The organism is Nitrospirota bacterium (assembly GCA_016214845.1).
GTDB lineage: Bacteria > Nitrospirota > Thermodesulfovibrionia > UBA6902 > UBA6902 > SURF-23.
Genome location: JACRMS010000026.1, coordinates 207,047 through 228,654, shown reverse-complemented (window position 1 = coordinate 228,654; position 21,608 = coordinate 207,047). Strand labels below are relative to the sequence as shown.

Annotated in this window: 23 protein-coding genes and 1 pseudogene; 19 read left to right on the top strand and 5 right to left on the bottom strand. The window is 44.6% G+C overall.

Features of this window, described 5'->3' with window-relative positions:
* The first annotated feature begins 128 nt into the window (after window positions 1–128).
* From HZB61_08860 to HZB61_08830, 7 genes and pseudogenes are all read left to right on the top strand, one after another.
* Window positions 129–587: a hypothetical protein gene (locus HZB61_08860; GenBank protein ID MBI5056710.1), complete on the top strand. Its 459-nt coding sequence runs from the start codon at window positions 129–131 to the stop codon at window positions 585–587.
* A gap of 153 nt (window positions 588–740) precedes the next feature.
* Window positions 741–1,085 (top strand): hypothetical protein, encoded by a 345-nt coding sequence (locus HZB61_08855; GenBank protein MBI5056709.1) that lies wholly within the window; start codon window positions 741–743, stop codon window positions 1,083–1,085.
* Between the two features lie 92 nt (window positions 1,086–1,177).
* On the top strand, window positions 1,178–1,465 hold the full coding sequence (locus HZB61_08850; protein ID MBI5056708.1) for a type II toxin-antitoxin system Phd/YefM family antitoxin: 288 nt from the start codon (window positions 1,178–1,180) through the stop codon (window positions 1,463–1,465).
* Window positions 1,466–1,468: 3 nt separating this feature from the next.
* Window positions 1,469–1,788 (top strand): annotated as a pseudogene (locus HZB61_08845) (type II toxin-antitoxin system RelE/ParE family toxin).
* Window positions 1,789–2,102: 314 nt separating this feature from the next.
* On the top strand, window positions 2,103–2,297 hold the full coding sequence (locus tag HZB61_08840) for a 4Fe-4S binding protein (protein MBI5056707.1): 195 nt from the start codon (window positions 2,103–2,105) through the stop codon (window positions 2,295–2,297).
* A gap of 186 nt (window positions 2,298–2,483) precedes the next feature.
* Window positions 2,484–2,810 carry a winged helix-turn-helix transcriptional regulator gene (locus HZB61_08835; protein MBI5056706.1) on the top strand — a complete coding sequence of 109 codons (327 nt, stop codon included), beginning with the start codon at window positions 2,484–2,486 and terminating at the stop codon, window positions 2,808–2,810.
* Between the two features lie 260 nt (window positions 2,811–3,070).
* Window positions 3,071–3,520 (top strand): DUF4149 domain-containing protein, encoded by a 450-nt coding sequence (locus HZB61_08830; protein MBI5056705.1) that lies wholly within the window; start codon window positions 3,071–3,073, stop codon window positions 3,518–3,520.
* Window positions 3,521–3,599: 79 nt separating this feature from the next.
* Here the strand turns inward: HZB61_08830 and HZB61_08825 are convergent, their stop codons facing one another.
* The 4 genes from HZB61_08825 to HZB61_08810 all read right to left on the bottom strand — a co-directional run bounded on the left by HZB61_08825 (window position 3,600) and on the right by HZB61_08810 (window position 8,327).
* On the bottom strand, window positions 3,600–4,325 hold the full coding sequence (locus HZB61_08825) for a leucyl/phenylalanyl-tRNA--protein transferase (GenBank protein ID MBI5056704.1): 726 nt from the start codon (window positions 4,323–4,325) through the stop codon (window positions 3,600–3,602).
* A 195-nt stretch (window positions 4,326–4,520) separates the two neighbouring features.
* Window positions 4,521–6,773: an ATP-dependent Clp protease ATP-binding subunit ClpA gene (gene clpA / locus HZB61_08820; GenBank protein MBI5056703.1), complete on the bottom strand. Its 2,253-nt coding sequence runs from the start codon at window positions 6,771–6,773 to the stop codon at window positions 4,521–4,523.
* On the bottom strand, window positions 6,770–7,084 hold the full coding sequence (gene clpS / locus HZB61_08815) for an ATP-dependent Clp protease adapter ClpS (protein MBI5056702.1): 315 nt from the start codon (window positions 7,082–7,084) through the stop codon (window positions 6,770–6,772). Before clpS ends, clpA begins: the two co-directional genes overlap by 4 nt.
* Window positions 7,085–7,391: 307 nt before the next feature.
* A complete protein-coding gene (locus HZB61_08810) occupies window positions 7,392–8,327 on the bottom strand; it encodes a bifunctional riboflavin kinase/FAD synthetase (protein MBI5056701.1) in 936 nt (311 codons plus the stop codon).
* A gap of 270 nt (window positions 8,328–8,597) precedes the next feature.
* Here HZB61_08810 and HZB61_08805 point away from each other — a divergent pair, with 270 nt between their 5' ends.
* Together HZB61_08805 and HZB61_08800 are read left to right on the top strand one after the other, a co-directional pair.
* Window positions 8,598–10,178 carry a diguanylate cyclase gene (locus HZB61_08805; protein MBI5056700.1) on the top strand — a complete coding sequence of 527 codons (1,581 nt, stop codon included), beginning with the start codon at window positions 8,598–8,600 and terminating at the stop codon, window positions 10,176–10,178.
* A 63-nt stretch (window positions 10,179–10,241) separates the two neighbouring features.
* A complete protein-coding gene (locus HZB61_08800) occupies window positions 10,242–10,814 on the top strand; it encodes a flavodoxin family protein (protein MBI5056699.1) in 573 nt (190 codons plus the stop codon).
* Window positions 10,815–10,843: 29 nt separating this feature from the next.
* On the opposite strand, the gene rlmN is transcribed toward HZB61_08800, so the two are convergent.
* Complete coding sequence (rlmN, locus tag HZB61_08795) at window positions 10,844–11,908, bottom strand: 23S rRNA (adenine(2503)-C(2))-methyltransferase RlmN (GenBank protein MBI5056698.1); 1,065 nt, start codon at window positions 11,906–11,908, stop codon at window positions 10,844–10,846.
* 153 nt (window positions 11,909–12,061) lie between these two features.
* Here rlmN and HZB61_08790 point away from each other — a divergent pair, with 153 nt between their 5' ends.
* The 10 genes from HZB61_08790 (at window position 12,062) to fliE (ending at window position 21,574) form a co-directional block, all read left to right on the top strand.
* On the top strand, window positions 12,062–12,442 hold the full coding sequence (locus tag HZB61_08790; GenBank protein ID MBI5056697.1) for a response regulator: 381 nt from the start codon (window positions 12,062–12,064) through the stop codon (window positions 12,440–12,442).
* 2 nt (window positions 12,443–12,444) lie between these two features.
* Window positions 12,445–13,095 (top strand): chemotaxis protein CheC, encoded by a 651-nt coding sequence (locus HZB61_08785; protein ID MBI5056696.1) that lies wholly within the window; start codon window positions 12,445–12,447, stop codon window positions 13,093–13,095.
* Entirely contained in the window at window positions 13,095–13,994 is a 900-nt protein-coding gene (locus HZB61_08780; protein MBI5056695.1) for a diguanylate cyclase, read from the top strand. The genes HZB61_08785 and HZB61_08780 overlap by 1 nt, the downstream gene beginning before the upstream one ends.
* Window positions 13,995–14,121: 127 nt before the next feature.
* Window positions 14,122–15,516, top strand: coding sequence for a sigma-54-dependent Fis family transcriptional regulator (locus HZB61_08775; GenBank protein MBI5056694.1), 1,395 nt, complete (start codon window positions 14,122–14,124; stop codon window positions 15,514–15,516).
* A gap of 108 nt (window positions 15,517–15,624) precedes the next feature.
* Complete coding sequence (locus HZB61_08770) at window positions 15,625–18,057, top strand: tetratricopeptide repeat protein (protein ID MBI5056693.1); 2,433 nt, start codon at window positions 15,625–15,627, stop codon at window positions 18,055–18,057.
* Complete coding sequence (locus tag HZB61_08765; GenBank protein ID MBI5056692.1) at window positions 18,057–18,944, top strand: hypothetical protein; 888 nt, start codon at window positions 18,057–18,059, stop codon at window positions 18,942–18,944. The genes HZB61_08770 and HZB61_08765 overlap by 1 nt, the downstream gene beginning before the upstream one ends.
* Window positions 18,941–20,245 carry a sigma-54-dependent Fis family transcriptional regulator gene (locus HZB61_08760; GenBank protein ID MBI5056691.1) on the top strand — a complete coding sequence of 435 codons (1,305 nt, stop codon included), beginning with the start codon at window positions 18,941–18,943 and terminating at the stop codon, window positions 20,243–20,245. The genes HZB61_08765 and HZB61_08760 overlap by 4 nt, the downstream gene beginning before the upstream one ends.
* Window positions 20,246–20,429: 184 nt before the next feature.
* A complete protein-coding gene (flgB, locus tag HZB61_08755) occupies window positions 20,430–20,798 on the top strand; it encodes a flagellar basal body rod protein FlgB (protein MBI5056690.1) in 369 nt (122 codons plus the stop codon).
* 66 nt (window positions 20,799–20,864) lie between these two features.
* Window positions 20,865–21,272 (top strand): flagellar basal body rod protein FlgC, encoded by a 408-nt coding sequence (gene flgC / locus HZB61_08750; GenBank protein ID MBI5056689.1) that lies wholly within the window; start codon window positions 20,865–20,867, stop codon window positions 21,270–21,272.
* Entirely contained in the window at window positions 21,272–21,574 is a 303-nt protein-coding gene (fliE, locus tag HZB61_08745; GenBank protein MBI5056688.1) for a flagellar hook-basal body complex protein FliE, read from the top strand. Before flgC ends, fliE begins: the two co-directional genes overlap by 1 nt.
* Window positions 21,575–21,608 lie beyond the last annotated feature (34 nt).

The following is a 21,608-nucleotide window of genomic DNA, read 5'->3' as shown; positions in this document are numbered from 1 at the left end:
GGCTTCCTGCATTGTCTGCTGCACAAGGCGTCTGATCTTAGCTTTTACTTCTTCCGTCTTTGCTGCTTTCTCTTCCTTCAATTATCCACCTCCTGTGTTTTGATAAGTTTATCAATTTACACAGTTTCGTGGACACTCCCGAGAACGATGATCGCGAAGCCTTCGATAAATTAAAGCGTTGGGCTAATGATGAATCTCATCCATTTTCTAAGCGTTCTAAAGATGCATTGACTACAATATTTATTAATCATGATCCAGTATTTTACGGTTCTGATATGACTATATTATGGCCAAATGATATTGATCTATCAAAGCTTATAACAATAAAAGCGTTACGTCAGATTTACGAAACTGCACCATCTACTACAAAACCAGCGCTTATTGAGTACATCTGGGAAAAAAGGGTAGATATATCTAAAAAAGATAGGATTAATTTTCTTATAGATGTTTTACAGTACGATAAATCTCTTTTAGCAGTTGAATACGCAGGACGATATTTTGCTAAAGAAATGAATTTACAAATTAATCCCATAGCTGTTGATGATCTATTAGAATCGTGGAAAAACAGCAAGGATAAATATAAATAAATTTGTCGAACACTTATAAGGCCTCCAGTTGTCAGGGGGCAAAGATCACCCGTCACGGATTTTGAAATAACTGAATTATATAATTCGGTCAGCCTGATTGCAGCAGCATGAAAACATAGGCCCGTACATCAATAATGAGAAAGGACAGAACTAATGTACCGAGATGACTTTTACATTGCTCAAAACATTACCGGTTATTCCGGTAATATCACTTCAAACCCAACGGTTTATTTCAGGAGAGAACATGAGTTCGGGCGCATAACCCAGGAACACGATGATAAAACCAACATCGGCAGGAACAAAGTGCGGATAGCAAGTGATTATAAGATATATAATGAAGGTGGTTTCGCTCGAGAATTTTATAATGCCAAGGTCCAACATGACAGTCGCGGTCTTTTTCGTGAAGTAAAACCTTCCGATTGGCAAAGCGCATACCTGATTTTGGCAATACCGAAATTCACGGAATTAAAATCAAAATACGGCAAGCAAGGGAAATAATGAAATACACTGAAGAAGAAGGGAGAGAAGACAGACGGTAATCGAACATTCAGTCCATATTTGGTACTATTCATGGACTGGAGGTGATAGTAATGAAGATTAAAGAAGACATTAAACCAATTTCTTATCTGAAGTCCCGGTCTGCTGATTTAATATCCCAAATCAATGAAACTCATAGGCCGGTGATAATTACTCAGAATGGCGAACCTCGTGCAGTTATCCAGGACGCGGAATCCTATGAGAGAACAATTAATTCTTTGAACCTGATGAGGATATTGGCCCATGGTGAAAAAGCAATTCAAAAAGGGAACACCATAAAACAGGAAGACCTTTTCAGGCAAATTGAAGAAAATTTATTGAAAAGGAAGACACACAAATAGACCATGAAAAGATTCGTGGTTGAGTGGGCCCAGCCTGCGAGCAAAGATTTTGAAAACATTATTGACTATATCTCCCAGGATAATGTTGATACCGCTATTACATCTTCGAGAAAATAAGATCAAAATGTAACACGTTGAATCAATTCCCCGATAGAGGCAGAATTGTTCCCGAACTGAAGACATATGGCATATTGAGTTATCGGGAATTAGTCATTTCACCCTGGCGAGTTATCTACAGGACATCTGACCGAAAAGTTTATGTTCTTGCCGTAATTGATTCAAGAAGAAGCATGGATGAAATATTAATAGAACGGTTTTTATGAAAACCTGATAATTTTACTTTGCAATACTCAGCACTTCTTTAATGATCTTTTTTGCTGGACACTGCCGGTGTCGTCAAGCTTCCTTAATGATAGTGTCAAGAATTTTCGCTCATGTACATATCAAACTCATGGCTGGTCATTTCGGTTACCTCATCTGTTGCGTGATGTTTTTTTGGCTGCTTTCTTAAACAGGCACGACCTTCTTCCAGCGCATATGACAAGTATCATGGTCTTGCAATATTCTTTGTGCCAATATTGAAAATATATATCTACATGGGTGCAATAGAACAAGCGAATTTTGGATGTGGGAGCAAGTGTTTATAGCCTTAGTGAATTGGGACAAGTGTACAGGATGTGGGGATTGTGTGGGCTTCTGTCCGGTCAAGTGTTTTACGATGTCAGACGGCAAGAGCTTGTCTCATCGGGCGTCCTATTGCATCGACTGCGGCAACTGCCAGGAGTTCTGTCCCGCCGACGCCATAGTGATCAGCATCGGCTGGGGCGGCTAAGCGGCCCGCCGGAAGTGCTGTCGAATCCATACTGGCACCACCAGCTGTCCTAATAAGCCTTTATCTCCCATAACCCTTACATAGCATAGTGACGCATACATTAGACCCACAAAAAATTGCTTGACAATATAATTTCACTTGGTTAATATTAGTTCATGCTAATATACTTAAAGGTAAGAAATAATCATGAAAGAATCCGCAGAATTATTTAAACTGCTTTCAGTCGATAAGCGAATAGAAATTATCGAATTACTGAAAAAAGAGCCCATGAGTGTCAATGCGTTAGCTGATGCGTTGGGAATAACACAGTCAGCGGTATCTCAGCATTTGAGAGTTCTTAAAAGCGCGGGACTTGTAAAGGATGAGAGGCAGGGTTACTGGATTTATTATTCTCTAAATAGAGACACCCTCGAAAAATGCAGGGAGAGGCTTAATCGTATTTGTACTTGTGGCTGTTCAGGCGGGCACGTGGAGATAAAACAACTGCATAAAAGAGTTACCAAGTGTAAATAGCGGATATTTTTTTTTGCTTAATCATATAAGTAAATGAGCATAAACTTAAATTGAAAGGAGGTGATAAAGATGACAAAGGACATTAAAAAAGAGACAAAAGAACATCCTGAAGAAAAGAACGCCGAAATCAAGAGCGATTCAAAAAGTTCCTGCGGCTGCGGCTGTATTCCGCTCACGAAGAAGAAATAAACAATGCGCTTGTGAGGGTGGGTTGAAAAAATCAATCCACCCTCATTCTTTAAAATCACACGGAGGAGAAAATGAGAGAGTTAATATTAGCGGTTTCTTATTGGCTACATCTTGTTGCAACAGTCATATGGATTGGAGGAATTACTTTTGTCCTTTTTATTGCAATACCGACAGCCAAGCAGGTTTTAGGTGCCGACGCTGGTAAGCTGATGGGCGAAATTTCTAAAAGATTTACTCCCTTAGCGAACTATAGCATCATTTTCATAATTGTTACAGGGATTGCATTAACAAGTTCCAACAAATGGACATGGGTTTTAATTGTAAAGCATGTATTGGTATTAGGGATGGTTGTTGTGCATTTTTATAGAGGCTTGATATTGTCTCCCAGGATTGCAAGAACGGAATCCGTTTCCCAAAAATCATTTTTACAGAAAGTATCTCTAAATTTGATCAAAGTGAATTTTTGTTTGGGGATGGCGGTGTTATTACTTAGTGGGATTACAGCAGTGCTTTACAGATGACACCTTTGCTCAAGGGCAAAGACTCACCCGTCACGAATTTTGAAAAAATCCGTCATGCGAGCGATACATAAACAAATTCTCAGCACTTCTTTAATGTTCTTTTTTGCTGGACACTGCCGGTGTCGTCAAGCTTCCAGTTGCCTTTCTTTGTCGGCGACTTCAGGGCTGATTTCAGCATCATTAGAAAATCACTTCGCGGTATGTCCTGCGCGCCGAAGCTTTTGAGATGCTCGGTGGTGACCTGGCAGTCGATCAGTGTGAAATTCCATCTGATGAGCTGCTGGACCAGGGTGGCAAACGCGACTTTAGAGGAGTCGCTTTTCTTTGCGAACATGGATTCCCCGAAAAATGCGGAGCCGAGTGAAATCCCGTAAAGCCCTCCAACGAGTTTGCCTTCAAACCAGCTCTCAACCGAGTGCGCGTAACCTGAGTGATGAAGGGCGATGTACGCCTCGACCATTTCATTTGTGATCCAGGTATCGCCTTTGTCCTGAAGGTGGACCGAGGCGCAATTTCTAATAACTTGTTCAAAGGCGGTGTCAAGGGTGACTTTAAATATGCCCTTCTTAATTGTCTGACTGAGGCTGCGGGACACTTTTAGATCTTCAGTAAGCAGGACGAGACGCGGATCAGGAGACCACCAAAGAATGGGGTCGTCTTCTGAATACCACGGAAATATTCCCATCGAATAAGCGAGTAGCAGGCGCTCTTCGCTTAAGTTTCCTCCCACTGCGAGAAGGCCGTTGTCTTCCGCGAGATGAGGGGGAGGGAAGATAAGTTCTTTTGAAAGTCTGAAGATCGGCATTTATCAAATTGGATGAAGGTCATTCAAGGCAGTTTCTAAAATAAATAACTCGATGATATTCTTTCAAGCGATGATGCTTCCGGTATTTTAAACTTAAAGAAATTTTAGCGCCTGATAAGTCTGCGCTTAAGGTATCGAAATTTATTTTTTCAACTGCCTTGAATGACCTTCAAGAAAGTTCCAGTAAAAATATTATTATTGTTGGTAGTCAAAGGTTATTTTGTCTTTCTCCAAATCAATAAGAACTTTTCCCCCTTTGATGAGGTTGCCGAAAAGCACTTCTTCGGACAAGACGTCTTTTATCTCTTTTTGCATCAGCCTTCCGAGAGGACGCGCGCCAAGCTGCGGGTCATATCCGCGCTCCGCAAGATAGTTCTTGGCATTATCAGAGACAGTTATGACGACCTTTTTCTCGTCAAGCTGCCGCTGCAATTCAGAGATGAATTTGTCCACTACCTTTTTCATTATCTCCGGTGTAAGTGAATTGAATGTGATAGTGGAATCAAGGCGGTTCCTGAACTCCGTGCTGAACAGACGGGTTATCGCGTCTTTGCCTTTTGAGCGTGTGTCCTGTGTCCTGTCTCCAAAACCGACTACGCCCCTGCTCATTTCGGTTGTCCCGGCGTTTGACGTCATGATGAGGATGACGTTGCGGAAGTCGGCCTTCTTGCCGTTGTTGTCGGTCAATGTTGCGTAATCCATAACTTGAAGGAGGATGCTGAATATGTCGGGATGCGCCTTCTCGATCTCATCCAGAAGGAGCACGCTGTGAGGATGTTTTCTGACAGCGTCGGTCAGGAGTCCTCCCTGGTCAAAACCAACATAGCCCGGAGGCGCTCCGATCAATCTTGAGACAGTGTGCTTCTCCATGTATTCACTCATGTCGAAGCGTATGAACTGGATGCCGAGGACAGTGGCAATCGTCTTTGACGCCTCGGTCTTTCCAACGCCTGTGGGGCCGGTAAAGAGAAAAGACCCGATGGGCCTTTCCTGCGGACCAAGTCCAGCGCGCGCGCGTTTGATCGAAGAGGCAAGGGAATGCAGGGCTTCTTCCTGCCCGAAGACCGCGTGTTTCAATTCGTCTTCGAGTTTTTTCAGTTTGTCCATGTCCGATGTCGAGACATTGCGTTTCGGTATCTTCGCTATCTTGGCGACAACATCTTCGATCTCATACAGTCCTACGGTCTTCTTGGTCTTAAACGAAGGGGAAAGCTTTAACAACGCGCCTGCCTCATCAATGACATCAATCGCCTTGTCAGGGAGATATTTGTCATTAATATACTTGGCCGAAAGTCCGGCCGCGGTTTTCAAGGCAGTGTCGGTGTATTTCACGCCGTGATATTCTTCATAATAAGATTTCAGGCCTTTCAATATCTGGTATGTTTCATTGACATCAGGCTCATGGACCTCTATTTTCTGAAAGCGCCTTGAGAGGGCGCGGTCTTTCTCGAAATAGTTTTTGTATTCCTCATACGTGCTGGCGCCGATGCAGCGTAATTTACCCGAATTCAAAATAGGCTTCAGGATATTTGACGCGTCCATTGAGCCGCCGCTTGTCGCACCGGCCCCGACGATAGTGTGTATTTCGTCTATGAAGAGGATTGCGTCAGGTATTGCCTCAAGGCCTTTTATGGTTGTCTTCAGACGGGCCTCAAAGTCGCCGCGGTATTTTGTTCCGGCAAGCAGCCCTCCCATATCAAGGGAATAGATGTGGGCGTTTTTTAAGATATCCGGCACTTCCTCTTTATGAATTTTCAGGGCCAGCCCTTCAACGATCGCGGTCTTGCCGACCCCCGGATCTCCGACAAAAACTATATTATTCTTCTTCCGTCTGCAGAGAACCTGGATGGTCCGCTTCAGTTCGTTTTCCCTGCCCACAAGAGGGTCAATGCCGCCATCAGCCGCCTTCTGAACGAGGTCCACGGTGAATTGTTTTAAGGTGTCGTTTTTTGGGGCCTGTTTTTTATCAGGCATCGCTTCAGGTTCATTGAGATTTTCATCTGAAAATTTATCTCCTGCTTTTGTTATCCCATGAGAAACGTAATTCAGCACGTCAAGACGCGTGATCCCTTCGGACTCAAGAAAGTACACCGCGTGAGAGTCCCGTTCAAGGAAAATCGCCGAGAGGATATCGCCTGCGTCAGTCTCCTGTTTCTCCGCGGACCTCACATGGTTGACCGCGGTCTGTATCACTCTTCTAAATGCAATTGTAGGTTCAGGATACGTGTCGGAATTCTCGACGAGCTTCGGGACCTTTTTATTGAAAAAATCTTCCAGCAAGGCCTTCAGCTTTGAAACACTCCCACCGCAGTTGGTAATAACGTCAATCCCCCAGTCATTGTGGAGGACGGCGAACAGGACGTGTTCGACGGTCAGGTATTCGTGGTGTCTTGACTCAGCATCTCTGATAGTGGCCTCTATTGATAGTTCCAGTTCTTTGTTTATCATTCTTTCTCCATTGTGCATTTTAAAGGGTAGTTACTTTGCTGTGCCAGTTCGTGAACGGTCTCTATCTTTGTTTCGGCGATCTCGCGTGTGTAAACACCGGCAAGCCCTTTTCCGTTTTTATGGACGTGCAGCATTATCTGAGTGGCCTCAACAGGCGGTTTGTGAAACACCTTTTCAAGGACATGGACTACAAAATCCATGGTTGTGTAATCGTCATTAATGAGGAACACTTTATATAGCGAGGGGGTCTTTACCTCCTGCCGCTCTTTTACCTCGGTCCCTTCATTCGGATCAAATTTAATTTCATCCATAATTCGTTTTACCTAAGTTAAAAGTTGAAAGTTGCTAATGAGTTTATAACGGCTCGATAGTTCGTCATTCCCGCAGTCAGTAAGCGGGAATCCAGAGAGAATTAAAGGAACTGGATACCCGATTAAGAACTTCGGGCATGACGCTAACTTATGTGTCGAACTCCGTAACCTTTCATTCATAACTCTCAACTCTATTCATTTCACTAACCATTGGAACAGTGTCCTACATGAATATTTTAACTTGAAACTGGATTAAAGGAAAGAGTAGCAAGGTGCGGGCAGGATTATCTGATATGTGGAAAGTCGATCAGGCGATATGATTTTTAACGATGTTTCTTATGTCCTCAATATCTTTTTTCATTTGCGCGGCGAGGGCATCGGCTGAGGAAAATTTCATCTCGTCCCTTATTCTTTTGACAAAGTAGATCTTTATGGTTTTACCGAGAAGCTCGCCGCTGAAATTCAGGATATGCGTCTCAAAGCTGAATTTCTTTTCTTCAAAGGTGGGGTTGTAACCTATGTTGGTGGCCCCTCCGTATTTTTTCCCGTCTATCTCCGCAATGACAGCATATACACCGTCTTTAGGGAGCAGTTCGTTGGCGGTTATGAGATTTGCTGTCGGCACATTCAGGAGGCTTTTGCCTCTTTTTGCCCCTTCCACAACGATGCCTTCCACAGAGTATAATCTTCCCAGCAATACCGCCGCCTCATCGACCTTTCCTTTTGCGACGAGGGTCCTTATCCCGGAGCTGCTGAGAGGCGTATTGCTGATTTTAATTTCGTCAACTATTGTGACCTCAAAACCACATTTTTCCCCAAGCTCCTTTAATAGTTCAGGCGACCCTCTCCTGCCTTTTCCAAAAAGGTAGTTGGAGCCGATGAAAATCTCTTTTACCCCAAGAGTCTTGCACAGGACCTCTGTTACAAAATTTTCCGCCGGGATATTGGCAAACTCTTTAGTGAAATTTGTGCAGATTATAACGTCAATGCCGGAATCCTGTATCAGCTTTAATTTGTCCTTATACGTAGTAAGTAGTTTTGGAGACCTTTCAGGGGCAATGACTCTCAGGGGGTGAGGCACAAAAGTGAAAACAATCGACGTTCCGTTCTTCTCCCGCGCCCTTTCTATCAGCATCTTGAAGATAGCTTGGTGACCGAGATGCACGCCGTCAAAATTCCCGATTGTCAGGACAGGGTAGGGTAACTTATCTTTTAAGTTTTCAATGCCGTCAATAAGTTTCATCATCATAATATTTAAACACTAACTATTAAATTTATCTTGACAATTTTAAGGCACATTGATATTTTAAGTGCAGAAAAATTAGTCACTAATAATAGGTAGATTAAGATTAATTTGTCAATTAAGAGAAGATTTCGTGTATATAGATTTTACAGTTGATTGTAAAATTTAGAAAAGCTATAATAAGTCATTGTAAAAGAAGAAGCACAGTTTTTATCTGTTATTTTTTTAGTCGTATTAAAGAGCGCTCCTTAACTGAAGGGAAATTTTAACATGCCTAAACAAGATGTATTTATCTTAGTGGCAGATAATAACCATCCTAATATTGAGGCCATCAAAGCTACCCTGGCCAATTATAATGATATCAGTTACAAATTCGATATCGCTCATACCGGGAAAGACATTCTGGAAAAGACTGAGCGGGACAAGTTCGATCTTTTATTGATTAATCGTACAATTAACGGCACAAGCGGAATTAAAATACTCGATGAGATAAGCAAGCGAAAATTAGAAATGCCTGTGATCATGATCGTTGAAGAAGGCAATGAAAAGCTCGGCGTTGAGGCAATGGACAAGGGCGCATATGATTACCTGACCAAAGAAGAAATAAAAACAGTGGCCTTGAGCAGGGCCATACGCAGGGCCATACAGAGAAAAAAACTGGAAGACGACGTTAAAGAGTCCATTGCAAAACTGGAAAAACTGGCGATCAGGGACGGCCTTACCGGGTTATTTAATCACCGCCACTTTCATGAGGTAATCAAGAATGAATACAAAAAGTCAAAGAGACATTTGCAGCCCCTCTCCTGCATTATGCTGGACCTTGACCATTTCAAATCGATAAATGATTCCTACGGGCACCCTTTTGGTGATTTTGTACTTATCAAGTCAGCCGAGATACTGAAAAAACTCGTGAGGGACACTGACTTTGTTGCGCGTTACGGAGGCGAGGAATTTTTTATTATTCTGCCGAACACTGACCTTGAAGGGGCTTTTATATTGGCAGAGAGGATCCGCAGCGCGTTCGAAAACAATGTGTTCAGAAAAGATGACATTTCAAGCACAGCGACTATAAGCATAGGGTTGTCTTCTACTTCGGACAATAACGTAGCAGCAGAGGCCGACCTTATTGCAAATGCCGACAAGGCGCTTTATCGCGCCAAGTGGAGAGGAAGAAATAATGTCTGCACATATGAAGAAACGGAATTTGAGGGAGCTGCCGGCATAAAGGAAGAGGAAAAAAAGATAAAGGATTTTTACAGCAAGCTCGAGAGCGTAAATGAAAATATTAAAGAGACATGTATCGAATCCGCCCATGACATACTATGTGAGTTGAATAATGGATGTAATTATATAAATGAACATTCCATCCGGGTCAGTAATTATGCTGAAAAACTGACGAAGGGACTGCTTATGTCAGATGAAGACGTAAGTGTAATAAAACGGGCGGCATTGCTTCATGATATAGGCATGGTAGGAATTAATTCAAAGATATTAAAGAAGAGCAGTAAACTTACTGAGGCGGAATACCGGTTGATAAAGAGACATGCCAATATCGGGGTGAAAATAATTGAAAAGACAAAGCTGTTCCATAAAGAACTTCCTATCATACTTCACCATCACGAAAGGTTTGACGGCAGCGGCTATCCGCACAAATTAAAGGGCGACAACATCCCCTACGGAGCGCGTATTCTGGCAATCGCAGAGGCATATGACGTTATGAGGTCGGACACCCCTTATAAAAAAGCCGCGTCATCAAAAGATGCAATTGCGGAACTGATGGGATGCGCCGGAAAACAATTTGACCCCCACCTGGTCGATGTCTTCGTAAAGGTTGTCGAGAAATCGAAGTAGCTTCCAAAATCGTTTTATCGCAATTCCCTCCTTTAAATTTTCTCTCTTTGTTACAATAATGAAATGAAAATAATTGCGTTTAACGGAAGCCCCCGTAAGGGCGGAAATACAGAGCTGCTTTTGAATGAGGCGGTAAAAGGAATTGAACAGGCCGGCCGCGCTGTTCAGATATTTAATCTTAATTCAATTAATATCAGCCCGTGTCAGGATTGCGGAGGATGTGAAGACTCGGGGACTTGTATCATCCGTGATGAAATGGACCAGGTACATGACGCGATACGCGCTGCCGACAGGATTATACTTGCTTCTCCGGTATTCTTCTTCGCGCTCAGCGCTCAGGCGAAAATTATGATAGACAGATGCCAGAGTTTCTGGTGTGAAAAATATCTTCTGAAAAGACCCATTCAATCAGGTGAATTTGGACGGAAGGGGCTTTTACTGCTCGTCGGCGGGATGAAAAAAGAGATCGGCATACAATGTGCCGAAGCATGTGCAATGGCATTTTTCAGGACCGTAAACGTCCCGGAGCACAGCACGCTTCATTTTTTAGGTATAGATAAAAAAGGTGAGATCCTCCATCATCCTACAGCGCTTACGGAAGCGTACGAAGCTGGGAAGAAGCTGGTAAGTGCATAGGGCAAAGCGCACTTCCTTCTCCCTTTGCTCTATGCTCCTTGCTTTATGCTATACATTGCCTTTAATTGTCCGCATGCCGCTGAGATGTCAGCACCCATACTTTTTCTGATTAACACGGTGATTTTTGCGTTATGCAGAATTTTCTGAAATTCAAGTATCCTGTTTTCAGAGGGCTGTCTGAATATCTGAGGCTTTTCCTGAAGAGGCGGGTTGTACGGTATTAAATTTACTTTCGACCGGATACCTTTTAATAACTTTACGAGTCTTGCGGCGTCTTCATTTGTATCGTTGATCCCGTCTATCAGGACATATTCAAATGTTATGTGCCTGCGGGGAGGAATGGGAAATTCCTTGCAGGCTTTCAGGAGCTCTTTTAACGGATATTTTTTATTGACGGGCATAATTTTATTTCTTGTCTCATCGGTTGTAGCATTTAATGATATGGCGAGATTTACGTCAGGGGCTTTCTCCGCGAGTTCATAAATTTTAGGTACGATGCCTGCTGTGGAGACGGTGATCCTTCTTTTTGAAAAACCCTTAAGACCGGTAATTCTCCAGAGCGCCTCGACGACTTCGTTGAAATTATTCAACGGCTCCCCCATTCCCATAAAGACGATGTTGGTAATTTTTTGTTGGGGAGAGGGGATTAATAAACTTCTTTCTACCGATATCATCTGATCAACAATTTCGTATGCCTTGAGATTTCTTTTAAATCCCAGTTTCCCGGTCGTGCAAAATGCGCATCCCATAGCGCAGCCTGCCTGCGAAGAAATGCACAGTGTGAATTTCCCGTCCCCGATAGTGTTAGGGATCAGCACGCTCTCAATTGTCTCGCCGTCTTCAAGCTCAAACAGGAATTTCTGCGCGCCGTCGCTTGAAACCTTTTTTTGCAGGAGATGAAGATTGCTTATGAACGCTGTTCTGTTAAGCCCCTCACGAAGGTCTTTTGGGAGGTCAGTCATTTCATCAAAGGAACTTGCAAGCTTCCCGTATATCCAGTGAATGATCTGTTTTGCCCTGAAGGGTTTTTGGCGTAGCTGGTGAATAAACAGGGATATTTCTTTTTGTGATAATTGCTTAAAGTTTTTTTTCATATGTTCCGATATAGATGAGTATAAAGCTATTATAGCTTAAACGTGACTTGGTTATTTATTGATAATAATGTTGAAAAAGATGATGCCCTATGCTTATATTCCCATGACAATGAAAGGGCTTATTATCAAATCGATTCAATAGCAGGGTAGATAATGATAAAGAAATTATTGATTGTTGATGATTCACCGATAGCAAGGAAGATGCTGAAAAGCTGTCTGCCGAAGGACCAGGGGTTTGAGTTTTATGAGGCCTGTGACGGCAAGGACGGCGTGGAAAAATATTTAAACCTCCGCCCTGACATAACATTCATGGATTTGACCATGCCCGTTATGACCGGGTATGAAGCCATCGAAGAGATTATGAAACATGATAAGAATGCCTTAATTATCGTTGTTACCGCTGACGTGCAGATGAAGGCGATAACCACGGTGCTGGATTTGGGCGCGTATATGGTTTTGAGAAAACCTCTGAAGAAAGAAGACCTGCTGGCCGCAATAATGAAGGCGCAGGATACATTGCAAAAGGTCCAATAATGATGGAAATACACGAAGATCAGATTCTGACGGGCGAGGAAGGAGAAATCCTTCAGGAGATAATGAATATCGCTTTTGGTAAATCCGCGGCAGACCTCGCGGATGTAATAGATACCCATGTTGTGCTCAGCATTCCTTTTATAAAAATCATGCAGGTGACAGAGCTTCCCGTGTATATCAGGGACCACGTCAAAGACTATAAAAAAATCAGCATCGTGGAACAGAATTTTTGGGGCCGGTTCAAAGGAGACGCGCTTCTGATTTTTTCATCAGGTTCGGGCAAGGAGTTGATAGCCATGCTGCAGCACGGGCAGGTGGAAATGAGCAGTTTTGAATCAGACCCTATTGATATCCTGGAAAGAGAGACCCTGATGGAAGTCGGCAACATACTTATAGGCGCTTGCGTGGGTAAGCTTGCCGAATTGCTCAAAGACGTTGTAACTTACACGCCGCCGATGGTTGTCGTTGAGAGATATTATACCGATGCGCTTTCCGGGAAACAGTTTGACGCCGACAAGACAGCTATTGTCTTAAAGACGGATTTCAGTTTTACGGAAGGGAACGTAAGCGGTTTTTTATTCCTGGTAACAAGCAACGATTCTATAAAATGGCTGAAAGACGCTTTACGCATTTTTATAGAACAATATGAATAATGTTCCAACAGATATTTGACGCTATCAATATCGGCATTGTTATCCTGGATAAAGATCTGAAGGTCCATGGATGGAACCGCTGGATGGAAGTGCATAGCGGGATTGACGAGAGCAAAATTAAAAGCTCTCCCATTTTTGACACTTTCCCACATCTGAATAATCCGAAATTCATACGGAGCTGCAAATCGGTATTTTCCTTCGGCAACTTCTGTTTTTTCTCGCAGAAATTACACCGCCACCTGTTTCCCTTTAAAACCACAAGCTATGCTGATTCAAAATTTGATTTTATGCAGCAGAGCTGCGCGATGGGACCGCTCCGTGATGAGAACAACGAAATAAAATATTTATTCATTTATGTGCAGGATGTCACGGAAGTTGCCGCCTACGAGCAAAAACTTCTGGAGATGAACATGCGGGACGGGCTTACGGGAATTTATAACAGGAGATTCCTTGAAAGCAAACTCAGTGAGGAGTTTAACAGGCACCAGAGATACGGCGGCGTATTCAGCCTTGTCATGCTGGACATAGATTTTTTTAAAAAGGTCAATGATACGCACGGACACCAGTGCGGCGATTTCATCTTAAAAGCGGTGAGCTCAAGGGTCGCTTCAATTATCAGAAACGTGGATTACCTGGCGCGGTACGGCGGAGAGGAATTCTGCTGCCTGCTTCCTGAGACGGGGATCCCGGCGGCGCTTACTGTTGCGGAGCGTTTCAGGGCGGCAATAGAACAGCAGGAGACTAATTACGACGGTGAAATTATAAAGGTGACCATCAGCCTCGGAGTTTCTGAATTCAGAAAAGGTATAGAATCTGCGGAGATGATGATTAAGAAAGCAGACGAGGCTCTCTACAGGGCCAAGAGAGAGGGACGCAACAAGGTCGTTGTAATGGATTGAGAAGGATACATTCTTTAATTATATCTATCCAATCATTTTCAAATTAAATTCGGTAATCAATTCATACTATTAAATTTCTTCCTGTCAAAGTGTTGACGTCGCTTTTTTAATATGGCAATATATACCCATGCAGCGTATCCTGGTAATAGATGATGAAGCATCTATCAGAGGACTTTTAAAAGATTTTCTTGAAACCAAAGGGTTTGAAGTCCTGACCGCTTCCGACGGGGAAACCGGTCTGTCTGTTTTAAAAGAAGATAAATTTGGCCTTTTGCTGCTTGATCTTATGATGCCGGGTATGAACGGCATGGATGTTCTGCGCAATATTGCCTCTGAAAAGATCGACGTCACCCCGATAATGATCACCGCGCATGCGAGTGTGCAGACCGCAGTCGAGGCAATGAAACTCGGGGCCTTCGATTATATTACAAAACCATTCAATCTTGAAGATATGTTCTTTACCATAAAAAGGGCGCTTGATGTTTCACAACTTCAGGAAGAAAATATCAGGCTGAAGAAGGAACTGAAAAAGAAATTCAGCACCCACAAGATCATTGGAAACTCCCTGCCTATACAGAATGTTATCAAGTTCATCGACAAGATCGCCGATACCGACAGCACCGTGCTTATCACAGGGGAGAGCGGGACCGGCAAAGAGCTTGTCGCAAAGACAATCCACTATCAGAGTTCAAGGGCGCGCAATACATTTGTCCCTCTGAATTGCGCCGCGATTCCAAAGGACATCCTTGAGTCCGAGCTCTTCGGCCATGAAAAAGGCGCGTTCACCGGGGCTGTCAATACAAGGATCGGGCGTTTTGAGCTTGCAAACAACGGCACGCTCTTTCTTGACGAAATCGGCGAACTGGCGCCCGCGCTTCAGGTCAAGCTGCTCCGTGTCCTCCAGGAAAAAGAGTTTGAAAGGGTGGGCGGAGTAAAAACCATAAAGGTTGACGTGAGGATCATTGCCGCTACAAACAGGGACCTGGAAAAGGCCGTGAAGGAAGAGGCCTTCAGAGAGGACCTTTTCTACAGACTAAATGTTATCCCAATCCACCTGCCTCCTCTCAGGAGGATGAAAGAAGATATTCCGCTGCTGGTCGAACATTTTATCGCGGAGCTTTCAAGAAGGAAAAAGAAAGAGCAACCGGTCATTTCCCATGAAGTGATGCGGTATCTTACAGACTACAGGTGGCCCGGCAATGTACGGGAGCTTGAAAATCTGCTGGAGAGGCTCATCATTTTGAAGGAAGGAGACACCATTGTCCCTGAGGACCTTCCCGAGAGGTTCCATGAAAAACGCCAGGCGCAAAAGGGCCTTGCAAAATTGCAGTCATTGTCGTCTGAGGGAGTGGACCTTAACATGATGCTTGATGAAATAGAAAATAATCTGATCGTTCAGGCGCTGGAAATGTCCAAAGGCATAAAGAGCAAAGCCGCGAGCCTGCTCGGTCTTAACAGGACCACGCTGATCGAAAAAATGAAGAAAAAATCCATCGACTTCGGCGCCAAGACCACTGAGTGAGAAATAAATAAAAGCGGATTCCCGTCATTTTACTGACGCATTTCTTCCAGGTAATATCTTAATAAATCAATAGTTGAATTTGGCACGCTACTTGCTGTTTTAGCAGGCATGAATGTTTTATGTGCGGTCATCACACTCATGCTGCTTGCGCTTTGTCCTCAATTAAGTGATTTACACGCCGCTCTTGAAAGCGACAATGCTCCTCTTCAAATCAGGGCCAGTGATCATCCCGGGTTTTTAAGAATTGTCCTGGAAGGACCAAATGATCTGATATCAAGGGGCCAGGTGAGTCAGAAGGACAAGGAAATCCTGGTCAACTTTCCCGGTTCAGACTTCGCAGTTAAACAACAAAAGCTTCTTGTTTCTTACAGGAGAAACAATGATGCCGTTATATTCGCCCTGAAGAACAGTTCTGACCTGAAAATCTTCTCACTTGACAGCCCGAGCCGTCTTGTCATTGACGCATATCCAAAGGCGGATGCAAAGACGGTCAACGCGGCAGAAAAAAATAATCCCCCCTTAAAAAAAGTTGGAAACCCTCCCCTGAATCCCCTGCTTAAAGCACCTACTGTTGGTCTTAATAGAGGGGAAAAAAGTCCCCCTTTGAAAAAGGGGGAGGCAGGGGGATTTTCAAATAGAAGTATTTCGACTTCTGTCAGCAGGAAGCTGAAGGCATTGCCTTATGAAGGCGACGGAGATTTCAGTAACAAATTGTCAGAGCAATATATAGATACTAAAACGGATGTAACGGTCTCTGATAAAGCAACCAATGAATACAGTTTCATTCCAGAAAAATATAAAAAGATATGGTCGGTTTTAAAGGCGGAGGACAACCCGTTTAAGGTAATAGCCGAGCTTTCCAGCAACAAGCCGAAGGATGCCGGGTCCCTCGGTATCTACCACTTCATATACGGAGAGGCGCTGGACGGCGCAAAAAAACATCTTGAAGCCATTGAGCAGTTCAGGCTCGCGTTCGTATATTCAACTGATGCGCAATTAAAAGAGCTGGCGTTTATCAGAAGGGCGGAGATCTATCAGGAGGTCGGGCTCGTTTATGAAGCAAGGACCAACTATTTCATCTTTCTAAAAGATTTCCCGTCCTCAAAATATATTGCAAAGGCCCATCTCGGCCTTGCAAACAGTCTTTCAGCGATAGGAGAGTTTTCCGAAGCGGTCCAGCACTATGAAAATGCGGGCAGGGGTCCCGATGTGGTCTTCAGCATGGCAAATGCATTGCAAAAAACAGGGAAGGTTGAAGAGGCCAGGAAGGCATATAATAACGCAGCCCTCGTTGACAGCGCTTATCCCGGAAGATCACCTGAGACTTACTATTTGATCGGTGAGAATATGCGCGTGACCGGCAGGCTTGCTGAAGCAAAAAAGCACCTGTCTGAGATCAATACGGGCCCCTTCAGAGACAACGCAATCATCAGCCTCGGTCTGATCGCGATGGAAGAAGCTGATTATCCCAAGGCCATAGAATATTTTAAGTCGGCAGGTTTCTCAAAAGACAGGAAGATTAAGGAGGAGGCCTTACTGAATCTGTCGCTGACCTATTTGAAGGCGAATAATTTAAAGGAATCCATATCGAGCCTTGAGGAGATCAGGCACAATCATTTTGACTCCTCAAACAGGTATAAAGAAACCCTGGTCCTCCTCGCGAAACTTTACAAGAAAGAGGGAAGGAGTAAAGAGTCCGTCTCTTTGTTAAAGGAAGTCGTTTACGGTAAAGAGCCGCCGGCAGAGGCATTCGCGGACCTTGAGACGCTCCTGCTTGAGGCAAGCGAAAGGACAACCGGCGAATTAAGCCTTCCTGATTTATGGAAAGAGGTCGGGCAGTGGATGCTCGACCCGTCGAGGGAGGAGTTCCTGATGAAGATCGCAAAAAAGCTGAAACCCCACGGCGAGCCGTTCCTGAAGCTGTGTTCATGGCTTGTGGAAAATACGTCCGGCAAGGCAAGGACCACTGCCGCGCTCGATCTCGCGGATTATTATGTCGGGCTGGGGAATATGCCCTCGGCAGAGAGGTACATAACTATATTTAAGGATTCAAAAACGAAAGATGCCGGAGACGCGGTGCAGAGGATCGATGCAAGGATAAACTACTCTAACAAACGTATTGATCCTGCGTTAAAGAACCTGATGGCAATAAAAGAATTTGAAAGCTCCGACCTGAAGCTGCTGGGAAAGATAATCAAAGACATGAAAGAAACAGCGCCGGACAATACGCAAAAAGTTGTCGCGTTTTATGAAAAGATGATAAACAAGTTTGACGGCGACGCTGGAGACTACCTCATACTTGCCGATTATTATTATGACAAAGAAAAAGACGACAAGGCGCTTGCATATTACAGTCTCGCCAATGAGAAAAATCCGGATGACGAATGGGCAATGTACAGGCTCGGCAGCATATCCGATACCGAAGGGAAAAATGAAATGTTAGACAAACTGCAAAAAGGCGATTCGCTGGTAAGCCGCCTGGCAAAGACAAAACTGAGAGGTCTCAGCATCCTGAACAAGATCGACGAGGTGTATCAATAATGGAAAAAGCGCTCAAGCTGAACGAGGCGTTTTACAGTTTCACTCAGGCGTCAAAAAGCCTTGAGGCTTACTACACGAAGCTCAGCGAACAGGTCAGGTACCTGACCCAGGAACTGGAGCGGAAGAACGCGCGGGTAAGCGAGCTTGAAAGACTGCAGGAGAGGAATTCAAGGCTGATCGCGATGGGAGAGATGGCTGCAAAGATCGTGCATGAAATAAGAAGTCCCCTGTGCAGCGTGGAACTGTTTGCATCCATGCTTTCCAATGACCTGAAAGGGACCCGGCATGAGGAGATGTCAAAGGGCATCTCAAGCGGGATACACAGCCTTAATAACATCCTCACCAACATGCTTATGTTCGCAAGAGACCAGAAACCGTCTTTCAGGGACGTGAAACTCAGCGGCGTGGTTGAGGACTCAATGACAATGCTTAAGCCCTTAATGGAGATCAGGGGTGTCCGCGTTTCAACGAAGCTGACGGATAAAGTTATCGACGGCGACTCCGAGTTGCTGAAACAGGTCTTCATGAATATTATTTTAAACGCGGCCCAGGCCATGCCTGACGGCGGGAGACTGGAAATTGTCATGGATGCTGCGGACGGTTTCACAACTGTTTCGGTCATTGATGAAGGCGAGGGGATCAGCCGGGAAAATATCGAGAAGATATTCGACCCTTTTTTCAGCACAAAGGACAAGGGCACGGGACTCGGCCTGACAATCGCCTACAAGATAGTCCAGCGCCACAACGGTTTTATAAAGGCGTTTATCAATGAAAATAAAGGCTGCACCTTCCGTCTTTATTTTCCTGAAAATAAAAATAACCACTCTGTGTCTCCCCTTGCAAAGGGGAGAATTAAAGAGGAGTGTATTACTGGAGCGGCAAAATGAAATCAATACTTGTTGTTGATGATGACACACAGTTAAGGACGGCGTTAAGAGAGGCCATTGTCAGGATGGGCTACAGCGTGATACTTGCGGAAGACCCTGTTGACGCGCTGAAAAAACTTGATGAGACTCCTGTATCGATGATAGTGACTGACATGAAGATGCCGAAGATGGACGGCGTTGCGTTTATTAAAGAGGCAAGAAAAAAGACCGGAAGCCTGCCGATACTTGTTATTACCGGGTTTGCCACTGTTGAAAACGCGGTCAATGCCATGAAGGAGGGCGCGTACGATTACCTGATGAAGCCGTTCTCATTCGAGGCCCTGACAAAGGCGATCGAATCCATCATGTCGAGCGTTTCACAGGGCGGCGATGAGGTGTTGACCAACAACGAGAACATGAAAAACCTGATCCAGCTTTCACACAGCGTAGCATTAAGCGACATGACGGTGCTTATTTTAGGCGAGAGCGGAACAGGAAAGGAGCTTCTCGCAAGATATATTTACAAGACAAGCCACAGGAGCAAGAAACCATTTATCGCGGTGAACTGCGCCGCGATACCCGACAACCTCCTTGAGTCCGAGCTTTTCGGCCATGAAAAAGGCGCCTTCACCGGAGCGCTGGACAGAAAAATAGGCAAGTTCGAGCTTGCCCACGGAGGCACGATCCTCCTCGATGAAATTGGAGAGATGACCGCAATCCTGCAGGCGAAGCTCCTGAGGGTCTTGCAGGAAAGGGAGGTTGACAGGGTAGGGGGCAAACAGCCTGTCCCGGTAGACGTGAGGGTCATCGCCACAACCAACAGGGACCTGCAAAAAGAGATAAAAGAAGGAAGGTTCAGGGAGGACCTTTTTTACAGGCTCAGCGTATTCCCCATTCAACTGCTGCCGTTAAGGGAAAGACCGGAAGATATCCTTCTGCTTTCAGAACACTTTGCAAAAAAGTTTTCCGTACAACTTAACAAGACCATCACGGGTTTCTCGGATGACGCGGTTGAATTATTAAGGACAAGACAGTGGAGGGGAAACATAAGGGAGCTCGAAAACGCGGTGCACCGTTCAGTGCTTATCGCGAAATCGGATTTAATAAACGCGGACGACTTTATGCTTGAAGGTAATTTAAGCCAGTGCAATCCCGGCAACGGGAGTTTAAGAGGCATGGAGATGGACCTGATCATGAAGACCCTTGAGGAGACGAACGGCAATAAGACAAAGGCCGCCAAGAAACTCGGGGTGAGCGTCAGGACCATCAGGAATAAACTTCAAGAGAACGGGAAAAATTTTCCCGCAGCGTGGAAAAATTGACATATGGTCAAGATACAGAACATCAGATGCTTGGAAAAATATGCCGGTTACGTCACCCTGAACTTGATTCAGGGTCTCATAACATAATGATTTCATTAGATGCTGAAACAAGTTCAGCATGACAGCAGCAAAGTTGATTATTATGGCACGGTTCTTGAAGTAATAAGGGTCAAGGAGATAAATTATGGACAAGGGTTTTAAGATTCTTGAGGGATTAGTTCAGGCTGCCAATATAAGGCAGAAGGTCATTTCCTCCAACATTGCCAACGTCGATACGCCCGGATACAAGGCAAAGGACGTTAAGTTCAATAATCTTCTCAGCAGCGAAAAAAAGCTTTTAACAACGGACCCCAAACACGTCGGCGGCGCAAATGCTTCAACGGTAAGCAGCACGGCAAATGTTGAAGACAATCTTTCATGGGAAGACAAAAACAATGTCGAGCTCAATGTTGAAGTGGCGAAGATGACCGAGAATGCACTGCTGCACGACACAGCGGTAACGATCTTATCATCGAAGATCAGGATGTATAAAAACGCCATAAGCAGAAGGTAAAGCAGTGCAGGGCGGGGCGATGCCCTGCCAAGTCAAGATAGTGCAGGATTTTAAGGGAGGCAGTAAATGGATATTTTTAAGGTGAGCGCAACCGCCCTTGAGGCGCAAAGGATAAGGATGAATACAATAGCATCCAATATGGCAAACGCGCAGACCACAAAGACGGAGACCGGCGGCCCGTACGTGAGGAAGGACGTCGTGTTCTCGACAATGCTCATAAATTCAAATCCTTCTGAAAAACTTGAAGGGGTCAGGGTCAGCAACGTGGTCCCGGACAATAAACCGCCGATAACGATTTATGATCCGGGGCATCCTGACGCTGATGAAGACGGCAACGTCAGCATGCCGAATATCAACGTCATTGAAGAGATGGCGAATATGATGATGGCGCTGAGGGCCTATGAAGCAAACGTCAAGGCGTTCAATACAAGCAAAGGCATGTTCCAGAAGGCGCTTGAACTCGGGAGGGTATAATGGCGGACATAACAATGATCAAAAATATCGGCAGCAATATCGCGACTAACTCCGCTTCGCAGAAAAATCCGGCGGGCAGTGTTTCCGGGGCCAGTTTTGACGAAGTTATAAATGAAGCGATGAGCAAGGCCTCACAGCTGCAGAATGATGTTGACAAGGCGGTAGGCGACCTGTCAAAGGGAGGCGATGTCACAAGCGCGATCCTCGCGGTGGAAAAAGCTGACATGTCGTTTCAGCTGATGGTTGAGATAAGGAACAAGCTTATAAGCACTTATGAAGAAGTGATGAGGTTGCCGGTTTAATGAGTGACGAGTAACGAGTAAAAACACTCCCTCT